Genomic DNA, 10,651 nt, shown 5'->3' on the forward strand with positions numbered 1-10,651 from the left:
TATGCAAAATAATATCAAATATTAATACTCTGTGTTTTTATAATACTTACTATATAATAAAAAAAGCTACCAAAAATCAGTAGCTTTTTTTATATGTTAAATATATTTTATTATTTTATATTGTGTCCATGATCATGGCCACATCCATTTCCTTTTGAGTGGTTATGAGAACATGCGTCGTTTACTGAGAACTCTTGTAACTTATTTTCTTTTAATAATTTTAAGTTAGATTCTATAGTGTCATTTATACCTCTATAAACTTTAGTTCCCATTTCATTTAATTTCATTATAGCTCCAGCGCCTATTCCACACACTATTATAGCATCTACTTCTTGACCTTTTAGTGCTTTTAGTGGTTGGCATTTGCCGTGTTCATGACCTAAGTCACCGTTATTTATACTTTTTATTTCTTTTGAATCTAAGTCGCATATAATAAATTCTGGTGCAGAACCAAAATGACCATATGGCAAACTTTCCATTCCTTTATTTTCTGAAACTGGTATACATACTTTCATATCTACATCCCCCTATTTTTACAACACTTTTTATTTAACTTACAATTTGCACAACAATTAAGTTGTATTTCATTTAATTTTTCTTTGTTTATAAATGTGTCGTCTTCAATATCGTTTATCATCTTTAAAAACAACATAGCCTCATGAAAACAATCATCATTTATAATATACATAACTGTATATCCCTGTTTTATTCCTGTGACAATCCCGGCTTCTTTTAGCACTTTTATATGCTGAGAAACTGCTGAATCTGAAATTCCAAGATGTTTTGAAATACCCTTTTGGCAAATTGTCTTTTTAGAGATAATTAACAATATCTTTAGCCTTGTTTCATCGCTCAACGCTTTAAAAACTTTTACTAAATCCTTCATAATTAACTCCTTATTTAATTAAGTATTTACTTAATTAAATAATAGTACTCTTAATTGAAAAAGTCAACTTATTTACCACTTTTTATATGCTTATATTTTTGTATTAGTATTTAAATATTGACCGTGCGCTTTAGTTTTTTTTTTATAATCTATTGAAAATTTAGGACATCTTTATCTACTTCAAAGTCAAAATTATTATTTTTTAAACAATCCACAATAGAGATTATTTTCTCTCCTGTTTGTCCCGATATTTTCTCTGCTACATATTTACTGTTTCCTGTTGCTGAAAAATAAAAAATCATTATATTCCTCCTTCTAATAAATACTTTAAGTATATTTTTGCGTCTTCCTTTGATAAAATATTTTCTTTTAAAAATCCCCACTCTAATACTAAAACAACTGTATTGCTGTAGTGTTCTAAAAGCATTTCATGTGGTACCTTCTTTTTCTCAACACAACTGCAACCTTTTATTTTTATATTTATTTGATTTTTCATATATATTTTAAAAATTTGCATAAACTCTCCATTTGGATTATTTTGTTTTGTTATCCTTCTGAGTATTTCTATATTTTTTTCAAAAAAATCGTAAAGACTGTTAAATAAATCATACATTTTTTCATCAGTATCCATATAATCATAGTCATTTTGAAAATCTATTTTTTCTCCAAAACAATCCCAACAATAATTGAGAAGACCATACTTATCTTCAAAATAATTATAAAAAGTAGCCCTTGGATAATTGCTTATCTCACAAATTTCGCTGACCATTATATTTTCAAATGGTTTCTTTGAAAGCAATTCAATCATTGTACGACTAAAGTCTTCCAAAGCCCTTTTAGCAAATCTCGTTTTATTTACTTTTTTCATAAATTTCTCCTTTATAAAAAATCTGTATTCTAAATACTTTCAAAATATATTTAAGATAATTATATTTAAATAAACATAATCATTTAGATTTTATAAAGTCTTTAGACATCTGTAAATATATCTCAAAATATTTTTTATATAAATCTTCAGTAGTAGTTATATGTCTAAATATAGACATATTTATATTTTTATCTATATTTATAATAATAAATTCAAAACAATCATCATTGAATATAAAATATACTCAAATACTAAAAAAAAGACGGCATAAGCCGTCTTTTCTAAATATCTATCAAAATCTTTTATATTATTTAGATTTTTTTGCTATATATTCTACTGCATTTAATGCAGCTGTTAAACCTTGACCTGCAGATTTTAAGTATGAGTATGGTCTTCCGACACAATCTCCACAAGCAAATAATCCATCTATATTTGTCTTCATATTTGCATCTACTTTTATATGTTCACCGTTTAACTCTAATCCTGGAACTAAATTTTTAGGTGACATACTGTCTTTTATTATGAATACGCCATCTATATCAAGTGATTCATCTTGGAAGTTTAATTTATTTACTAACATTTCACCTTGTATTTCTGTAGGTTTTTTATCTAGTATTTCAACTCCTGAATCTATTAATGATAAATCTTTTTTGATGTTATTTCTCATAGGTACAAAATATGTTTTATTTGCTATTTCGTTTAAGAAGTTAGCTTCATGTATCGCTTCTTCGTTATATCCAAGTACGCATACATCTTTTCCTTTGTAAAGCGGTGCATCGCATGTTGCACAGTAACTTACACCTCTTCCTAGGAAAGTGTCTTCTCCTTCTATTGATTTAGCACTATCTAGACCTATTGCAATTATTACAGTAGTCGCTTCAAACATTTCAGATCCACTTGCAAGTGCAAAGTAATCACCCATAGAGTATACATTTGTTATTTTATGTTCGTCAATTTGTATATCCATAGATTCTATATGATCCATAAAATGTTGTTTAAGGTTAGCTCCTGATATATTGTAAAGACCAAGATAGTTGTCTATTGATGGAGCTTTTTCAATCTTAGTACTAAGCGATTTATTTCCAAATATTACAAAACTTTTATTTCTTATTTTTGCATTAACTGCAGCACTAAGACCTGCTGGTCCGCTTCCTATTATCGCTATATCATATCTCATAATATCACCTTTTTATAAGTGTGCTTCAACTTTTGATTTTAACACGTCTTTTGGCATGAATCCCATTAAAGTATCTACTTCTTCTCCATTTTTGAATATTTTCATTGTTGGAACTGATACTATTCTGAATTTTTGAGCTAAATCCATACTTTGGTCTATATCTACTTTTACAAAGTTTACATCAGTTAATTCTTCACTTAATTCTTCAAATACTGGAGCAAGCATTTTACAAGGTCCACACCAAGTTGCGAAAAAGTCTACTACTACAACTCCACTTTCTACTGTATTATTGAATTCATTTGAGTTTATTATTTTAGCCATTTATATATCCTCCTAAATTATATCTACTATATTAACAATTATACCCATGTTTTTGGAAGAGTACCATTTTTTTATTCTGTTAATTTTTTCTAATCTTCATCTATAGGTATAATTATTTCAAACTTTGTCCACTTACCATATTCTGAGTCTACTTTTAATTTGTATTTTAGACTCTCTGAGATTACTTTTGCTATTGAAAGTCCTATTCCAGAGCCGTCTATATCTTTATTTCTTACATTTTCACTTCTAAAGAATCTATCGAAGAGATGAGGTAGTTCTTCTTTTTTTATACCAAGTCCATTGTCTTCGATTTTTATATATATTTTTTCATCTTTTTCACTTAGAGAAATTTTTATATAGTCGTCTTCTTCTGTATATTTAAATGCGTTGTCTATAAAAATGATAAATAACTGTCTTAATTTATTTTTATCACTTAATATATTTTTATGCTTTAATTGTGAAGAAATCTTTAATGTTTTATTTTGAATCATTGCTATATCAAAGAAATCATCGCATATATCTTTTACTAAAGCTTCTAAATCGACTTCTTCTTTTGTAACTAAATCCACATAGTCTTCTTTTGTAAGTGTAAGTAAGTCATTTATCATTTTCTTAAGTCTTCTAGTTTCATTCATCGCATCAGCTATACCTTCAACCTCGTCATTTATAGTATTATTTGGGTGCTTTAAAAGCCCCTCTAATTTAGATGATACTATTGTTATAGGTGTTCTAAGCTCATGTGATGCATCTTGAATAAACTTAGCTTGATTATTCCAAGTTACCTCTATTGGTTTTAATGCATTTCTTGTAAGATAAATAGCTATAAAGTATGTTAGTATACAAAATATTATTACTACTTTTATCATAGTAAGCAATAGTTGTCTTCTAGAACTTATCTCACTGCTTATCTCTCTAAATATTCTTATTGTGCAATTTTTATAGGTATAATTACACTCTCTTAGTTGATATCCTTCTTTTGTTGAATATGTATAAAATCCATCACCTTGATTTTTAAACTTTGGTTCATTATCTCCAAAATACGGGTTAGTATTTACTTTTATTAGGGTGTTGTCTATGTACATATACACCATATCTTTAGGGTTTTGTAATTTTATACCTTCAGCCTTTAAGCCTAACATAAGCCCGTATCTAGAATCTAAATTCTCTAGCTGACTTATTATAGAGTTTAGTTCATTTTCCATTTGCTTGTTTATATTGTTGTTATTTGTATATCCAAAATAAACATATGTAAACATACAAAGTAAAATTAAAAATCCTGAAACTACAAGCATATTTATTCTGATAAGCCTTTTTTGAGTTTTTGTAATGACTTCTTTATTTATCATCAAACATATAACCTACTTTTCTTTTTGTTTTTATACATTTATCATATCCATATTTGCTAAGTTTTTTTCTTAAATGACTTATATAAACTTCGACAATTTCTATTGTAACATCAGAGTCAATACCCCAAACTCTATCATAAATCTGCTCCTTTAATAATATAGAACCTTTATTTAAAAGAAGGTATTCAAGCAAATTAAATTGTTTATTTTGAAGCTCTATTTCTTCATCTTTTACAAAAACCCTTCTTTTATTTAAGTCTAAATGTAAATCTCTAAAGTCTATGCTGTTTCTATCTTGCATCTTTCCATTAGTCCTCAAAATAGCATATATTCTAGCAACTAACTCCTCCATATAAAATGGTTTTGTAAGATAATCATTTGCCCCTATCTCAAAAGCCTTTACTTTATCATTTAGCGATTCTTTAGCTGTTAATATTAATACTGGTGTATCTATAAACTTTTCTCTCATAGACTTTAATATCTCTATTCCAGATAAATTAGGAAGCATAAGATCTAAAACAATTAAATCATATATATTTTGCTCTATCATATAAAGTGCTTCCTCACCATCGCTGCATGACTCTGTTTCAAAATGAGTATTTAATTCATCTAAAATGCTTTTTAATAATTTTATATTGTCTTCAACGACTAAAACTTTCATATATACCTCCCAACAATGTCATTAATCAATTTTTTATAATCAATTTGTATTTATATTAAATTAAGCTTCTATAAATATTATAGAAGCTTGATTTGTTTGTGTATTAATTTCTTACAATACTTGCAGTATTAGTCTTTAAATCGATATCTATATTTGATTTATTTTCTATATCATCATAAGTATATCCTATAATCTCTAAAGTATTTTCTTTATCAGTACTATTTAGCATTAATGCACTAAAATCTTTTGCTTTTAATGTTGAATTATTAGATATATTGCTGACACTTATATATTCACCATCTGAATTTTTTTCAGCTACTTTTAATATTATATTTCCTAAGTTTTTTTGTGAATTATTTTTAATTTTTACTTTGTAGCTAGTATCATCAATCCCTTTAAAGTCGTATATTTCTAAAATATCGTATTTAAGCATGTCTTCTAATTCTTTTTGATTCTCTTCTAAATTAGATAGCTTTTCTATATTTGCTGTATTCTCATTTAAATCTACATTTACATTATAATCTTCTGTTTCATAACTATATCCTATTATATCTATAGTATAAGTGTAATTTTGAGGGATAATTTTTATAAGAGCTTTTTCATCTCTTTTAAGCGAAATTTCTACAGGAACTTGTTTTGTAGATATTTTATTTTGATTTTCATCTAATTCAACATAATTTATACTTATATTTTTAAGTATTTTATTTGATTTATTTTTTATCTTTGTACTCACATTATTTTTTGTCGTATTATGAGAAATACCAGTTATCTTAGTATTTTCTATTTCTAATACTTTTGCCTCGCTCTTTGCAACTTCATACCCTATTTCTTTTTCTGATTCATTAAGTCTAAAAACTACAATTAATATTACTATAGCAATTACAGTTAATAATGATGTAAATATTAATTTTTTATTATTCATATATAAATTCCCCTATCAAAATCATTTTGTCATTTAAAGTAGATCTTTGTGGTTTTTCATAAAATCATAAAGCGCTTGTGTGACTAATGTTTTTCTATCGTATGATGAATTGCTACATAGACGCAAGAAATCATCCCATACTCCTTTATCTACTTTTAAATTTACTGTTTTGTCACTAGTTTCTTCAAAGTCTATAGCTATGGATTTCTTTTGTTTTTTTGGTTTTAAAGATTTACAATCTCTAACCTCTAAGTACCAATCATAAACTTCACATAGTTTATCTAAATCTTCTTGAGTTAAATTTATTTTTCTATCTTTTTTAACTTTTGTAGATTTTTGTTTATTTTTAGTTACATCTTTTGTATCTTCTTTAGCTTTATTTTTTTTATTGTTTATTTTCTCAGGTGATTTTTCAACTTTATCTTCTTTTGATTTAAGTTTTTTCTCTATAGAAGACTTCTTTGCTGATTTTGGTTTGTTTTCTTTTTTGTTTTGTTCACTTTTAATTAATGTATTATCTACAAAAGATACCTGTACAGATGTATTTATAGATTCTTTATTATCTTTTATATATTTACCATTTACACTTTTATATCCATTTTTATTTAAATTTCTTCTTAATGTTTGTGGTTTTACACCCAAGGTAGAAGCAATCTCATCCAAAGAAATGCCCTTGTCTTGCAGTCTTAAAAATTCGTCTATTCTTTGATTAGAAGCCATTGTTCTCCTCCATTTATTTCTTTTTATTAATTGTACCATAAAACCATTATTTTTACACTTTTCTTTAATATAAAAGAAGCTAATCAGATAAAATTATATATTTTATTTGATTAGCTATATTAACATATCTACCTTTATTAAACCTTAATTATTATATCTATCTTATAATTTTTCTAGTTAGTGTACCTATACCTATTCCCATACAAATAACACCTAAGACCATCTCTATATCAGCCAATATAGCTGATTCAAATATAGGGTCGCATATTTCATTGCCAACTCCTGTAAATAAACCTGTACTAAGTGAAAATGCATTTAAAAATTCTTCAAAGAATTTTCCAAAGGATAAAGTTTCTATGGCGATTATACTGTTGTATTTAACTATTCTTCCGTCTATATTTACTCCTACTATCAAAAATAAAAATGTAAATATTAGTATTATAGCAAAGCTAAAATAAATACTGTAAATTGGTCGTTCTCCATATCCACACGAAAACCAATATAAGTAGGACTTAATTTTAGATAGAAAATCCAGAGTTTTATGTTCTTCTCTTTTTCCTAGGTAGTAGTACTCTCCAAAATTGCTTTTTAAGTTGTTTTGTTCATATTGAAATGCGATATTTTGATATATCATATAAAAGCCTTCGTATTCATCTCTGTCGTTTTTTCTATGTAGGAGCTTATCAAAGAAGGTCTTGGTATCAAAAGTTGTCATATATTTATCGTCAAATTCAAAATCACTTATATAGCATTTTCTAGTTTTTAAATTTTGCATACCACAATCGCAGACTAAAATTTTAAATAAGTCGCTATCTTTTATAATGACACCTTGCATATCTGTAAGTTCAAAATTTGTATTTTCAAATGTGCATTTTTCAAATAAAGCATAAGATAAATTACTTCCTTTAAACTGTGAATATATATAACAGTCTTCAAAATAACACGAAAAATTATCTTTTATATTTAGAGATGGAGTCTTTATCGAGTCTTCCTTTATAAATGTGCAATTTTCAAATATAATTCCTCCTCCACCGAAGCTGCACTTTTTAAAATTACATCCAATAAAGAAACAATCTACAAATTTAATATTTTGAAATTTACAGTTAAAAAAATTAGCACATATAAAATCCTCTCCATTTATAATTTGGAAATCTTCTTCTTTTAAAACTCCACTAATTCCTATAAGCTGTTTTTTTGTATTTTTAAAACTGTACTCTCCTGTAAGGCTATATCCGCTTATTAAACTCTTGTCATTTTTTATTTGAGACCTAATTTTTTTATTGTTTTCTTTTCTTTTTGATATTTGTTTTTCTAGTTTGTAATTTTCTTCTTTAAAGTTTACATAAGGCATAAAAATACTCCTTTAATATATAAAATATATCATTTTTAAATATTATTACCATAATATTTGTTTTAATACTACGTATATTTGTTTTATTATAAAGCCTTATACTTAACTGAAATTACTCTGTGCAAGGTTATTCCTTCCAATATAGATGGTAGTTTATTATTTAGTATATAAACATACTCAATAATAAAGTCTATAATAAAAAAACTGCTAAGGTTTTATACTTAGCAGTTTTAATTTATTTTTAATTTATATTTTGATTTATTTGATTTATTTTTATTTAACTTATTTGATTGATCTATTAGATTGAGTTAGCTCTTCTTCTATATCCACGTCTACACTTTTACCGAAAATTTGAATTCCAATAAATACTGCAGCTAATGCCACTGGAAGAACTATATAAACAGGCATTCCGAATCCTGCTGGAATATATCCAAATAATATAGTTATAGAACCTACAAATAGAGAATAAGGTATTTGTGTTCTAACATGGTCTATATGGTTGCATCCTGCACCCATTGAAGATAATATTGTTGTATCTGATATTGGTGAGCAGTGATCTCCAAATATTGCTCCTGTTAAAACTGCACTTGTAGATACTATTACATAGCTCATATCAGGATTAATTGAGTATGCTAGTGGTATTGCAAGCGGCATAAGTATACCCATTGTCCCATAAGATGTTCCTGTTGCAAATGATATTATTGCACCTAAAACAAATATTATACTTGGTAGAGTAAATGCTGGTATTGAATCTGATAAGTAGTTTATTAAGAATTTAGCAGTTCCTAATTCTTTTATAACTGAACTTAATGACCAAGCACATATCAATATTACACAAGTTATAAGTAAAGTTTTCATTCCATCTACCCATATTTCTATACCTTGACTTATTGTGAACATTTTTTTACTTGCTCCCATAATCATAGCAACTATTCCCGCAAATAATGCTGATTGGAATAATGCAACTGATGCATCTGAGTTACTAAATGCTTCTCTTATAGCTTCAAATGAAAATGGTGCATTTTTCATTATTTCGATTGATACATTATTATCTCCAGCCATTATAGTAGTATAACCACTATAATAGAAAGCAATTAATGCACCTACTATTAATGTTCCTATTGGTATTATAGCACTCCATATATTTGGTACAACACCTTCTAAAGGTTCTAAATCATCGTGTTCTTGCGATATTTTTTTGTTTAATTCATTTCCATCAGCAAGACTTTTTCCACCACGTCTCGCTTCTAATTCACATTTTCTCATTGGACCGAACTCTTTTAATAAGCATGATGTTATAACGATAAATGCTAATATTAATATATTGTAAAATCTAAATGGTATTGTATTTAAAAATACGCCAAATGCGTTTTCATTTACACCAATTGAATTAAAAGCGTCTCCTATAAGTCCAACTTCTAGTCCTATCCAAGTTGAAATTATTGCAAGTCCTGCCACTGGAGCAGCAGTTGCATCTATTATAAATGCTAATCTCTCTCTTGAGATTTTCATTTTATCAGTTACAGGTCTCATCATAGGCCCTATTATTAGTGAATTTGCATAGTCATCAAAGAATACTAAAAGACCTGCAAACCAAGTTATAAGCTGTGCTGACTTTGCAGTTTTTGCTTTTTTGGATAATGCTTCAGCTATTGCCTTTGCTCCACCCATTTTACTTACTAGGTTTATAACTCCACCTATTGCTAAAACTTGTAATATTATTCCTGCATGCCAAGGATCTGCAAGAGAGTCTACTGCTCTACTTACTAAATCTAAAAATGCATGTATTATTGTATAAAAAATATTGATTCCTGCGAAATTTAGAATGAATCCACCAGACATAATTCCTATAGCTAAAGATATAACTACGTTTTTTGTTGCAAATGCAAGTATTATTGCTACTAGTGGTGGTATTAATGTTAACGCCCCATATTTATCTGCATTGACCTGGTCAATATCTACTTCTTCGGCAAATGCCATTACAGTAGACATCATGAATATCATTATCGATATTAATGCTACTTTTGATGTTTTGTTTTTCATTTTCTCCTCCTAATATTATGAATATCAGAAAGGTACACTAAAAATGTTGATTTTCTAATCAACAAGATTTGCTACTTTATATGCTAAAAGATAAGTTTTGATAGCTCTCCACATTTAGTGACAGTGATATATATATTTTATATACCCCCAGTTATATAGGCTTAAAGTATCACCTATATACTTCGGCAACATACCCTTTCAAGATAAGTCATCGTACTTCCCTCGTTATCTTTACTCTTATATATTGCACCTCTACCTTACTATACATATTCATGTTGTATTATTTTCTCCTTCTTCTATATAGTATTATTATTTCATTAAAGTTTTTTGTATTTATTTTTTAAATTGGTTTCTAT

12 protein-coding genes and 1 riboswitch are annotated in these 10,651 nt (G+C 27.2%); all 12 genes read right to left on the bottom strand.

All coding sequences use genetic code 11. The features are described 5' to 3' along the window. Window positions 1-110: 110 nt before the first annotated feature. The gene (locus I4U58_RS09600; RefSeq protein WP_195931082.1) at window positions 111-515 is read right to left on the bottom strand and encodes a NifB/NifX family molybdenum-iron cluster-binding protein; all 405 of its coding nucleotides are present in this window, start codon (window positions 513-515) and stop codon (window positions 111-113) included. 2 nt (window positions 516-517) lie between these two features. After that, window positions 518-886: a metalloregulator ArsR/SmtB family transcription factor gene (locus I4U58_RS09605; protein WP_195931083.1), complete on the bottom strand. Its 369-nt coding sequence runs from the start codon at window positions 884-886 to the stop codon at window positions 518-520. A 149-nt stretch (window positions 887-1,035) separates the two neighbouring features. Next, the gene (locus I4U58_RS09610) at window positions 1,036-1,188 is read right to left on the bottom strand and encodes a flavodoxin family protein (protein WP_195931084.1); all 153 of its coding nucleotides are present in this window, start codon (window positions 1,186-1,188) and stop codon (window positions 1,036-1,038) included. Further along, complete coding sequence (locus tag I4U58_RS09615) at window positions 1,188-1,754, bottom strand: TetR/AcrR family transcriptional regulator (RefSeq protein WP_195931085.1); 567 nt, start codon at window positions 1,752-1,754, stop codon at window positions 1,188-1,190. Before I4U58_RS09615 ends, I4U58_RS09610 begins: the two co-directional genes overlap by 1 nt. A gap of 307 nt (window positions 1,755-2,061) precedes the next feature. Next, the gene (locus I4U58_RS09620) at window positions 2,062-2,931 is read right to left on the bottom strand and encodes an NAD(P)/FAD-dependent oxidoreductase (RefSeq protein ID WP_195931086.1); all 870 of its coding nucleotides are present in this window, start codon (window positions 2,929-2,931) and stop codon (window positions 2,062-2,064) included. Between the two features lie 12 nt (window positions 2,932-2,943). Next, window positions 2,944-3,252 (bottom strand): thioredoxin, encoded by a 309-nt coding sequence (trxA, locus tag I4U58_RS09625; RefSeq protein ID WP_195931087.1) that lies wholly within the window; start codon window positions 3,250-3,252, stop codon window positions 2,944-2,946. Between the two features lie 89 nt (window positions 3,253-3,341). Beyond that, window positions 3,342-4,598: a HAMP domain-containing sensor histidine kinase gene (locus I4U58_RS09630; protein ID WP_195931093.1), complete on the bottom strand. Its 1,257-nt coding sequence runs from the start codon at window positions 4,596-4,598 to the stop codon at window positions 3,342-3,344. Continuing rightward, complete coding sequence (locus tag I4U58_RS09635; RefSeq protein ID WP_195931088.1) at window positions 4,588-5,259, bottom strand: response regulator transcription factor; 672 nt, start codon at window positions 5,257-5,259, stop codon at window positions 4,588-4,590. Before I4U58_RS09635 ends, I4U58_RS09630 begins: the two co-directional genes overlap by 11 nt. Window positions 5,260-5,362: 103 nt before the next feature. Further along, window positions 5,363-6,181, bottom strand: a complete 819-nt coding sequence (locus I4U58_RS09640; RefSeq protein WP_195931089.1) for a hypothetical protein — start codon at window positions 6,179-6,181, stop codon at window positions 5,363-5,365. 33 nt (window positions 6,182-6,214) lie between these two features. Beyond that, window positions 6,215-6,901, bottom strand: a complete 687-nt coding sequence (locus I4U58_RS09645; protein ID WP_195931090.1) for a DNA-binding protein — start codon at window positions 6,899-6,901, stop codon at window positions 6,215-6,217. Window positions 6,902-7,058: 157 nt separating this feature from the next. Beyond that, entirely contained in the window at window positions 7,059-8,252 is a 1,194-nt protein-coding gene (locus I4U58_RS09650; protein WP_195931091.1) for a pentapeptide repeat-containing protein, read from the bottom strand. 282 nt (window positions 8,253-8,534) lie between these two features. Then, window positions 8,535-10,295, bottom strand: a complete 1,761-nt coding sequence (locus I4U58_RS09655; RefSeq protein ID WP_195931092.1) for a Na+/H+ antiporter NhaC family protein — start codon at window positions 10,293-10,295, stop codon at window positions 8,535-8,537. Window positions 10,296-10,388: 93 nt separating this feature from the next. Continuing rightward, window positions 10,389-10,558: riboswitch (Lysine riboswitch) on the bottom strand. Window positions 10,559-10,651 lie beyond the last annotated feature (93 nt).

The sequence above is a fragment of the Clostridium sp. 1001270J_160509_D11 genome (assembly GCF_015667935.1).
Classification (GTDB): Bacteria; Bacillota; Clostridia; order Peptostreptococcales; family Peptostreptococcaceae; genus Intestinibacter.

Excerpts from the sequence above, each read along its gene's own strand:
- I4U58_RS09600 (WP_195931082.1), bottom strand. The coding sequence starts at position 515 with ATGAAAGTATGTATACCAGTTTCAGAAAATAAAGGAATGGAAAGTTTG.
- I4U58_RS09650 (WP_195931091.1), bottom strand. The coding sequence starts at position 8,252 with ATGCCTTATGTAAACTTTAAAGAAGAAAATTACAAACTAGAAAAACAA.
- trxA (WP_195931087.1), bottom strand. The coding sequence starts at position 3,252 with ATGGCTAAAATAATAAACTCAAATGAATTCAATAATACAGTAGAAAGT.
- I4U58_RS09640 (WP_195931089.1), bottom strand. The coding sequence starts at position 6,181 with ATGAATAATAAAAAATTAATATTTACATCATTATTAACTGTAATTGCT.
- I4U58_RS09620 (WP_195931086.1), bottom strand. The coding sequence starts at position 2,931 with ATGAGATATGATATAGCGATAATAGGAAGCGGACCAGCAGGTCTTAGT.
- I4U58_RS09605 (WP_195931083.1), bottom strand. The coding sequence starts at position 886 with ATGAAGGATTTAGTAAAAGTTTTTAAAGCGTTGAGCGATGAAACAAGG.
- I4U58_RS09610 (WP_195931084.1), bottom strand. The coding sequence starts at position 1,188 with ATGATTTTTTATTTTTCAGCAACAGGAAACAGTAAATATGTAGCAGAG.
- I4U58_RS09655 (WP_195931092.1), bottom strand. The coding sequence starts at position 10,295 with ATGAAAAACAAAACATCAAAAGTAGCATTAATATCGATAATGATATTC.
- I4U58_RS09645 (WP_195931090.1), bottom strand. The coding sequence starts at position 6,901 with ATGGCTTCTAATCAAAGAATAGACGAATTTTTAAGACTGCAAGACAAG.
- I4U58_RS09615 (WP_195931085.1), bottom strand. The coding sequence starts at position 1,754 with ATGAAAAAAGTAAATAAAACGAGATTTGCTAAAAGGGCTTTGGAAGAC.
- I4U58_RS09635 (WP_195931088.1), bottom strand. The coding sequence starts at position 5,259 with ATGAAAGTTTTAGTCGTTGAAGACAATATAAAATTATTAAAAAGCATT.
- I4U58_RS09630 (WP_195931093.1), bottom strand. The coding sequence starts at position 4,598 with ATGATAAATAAAGAAGTCATTACAAAAACTCAAAAAAGGCTTATCAGA.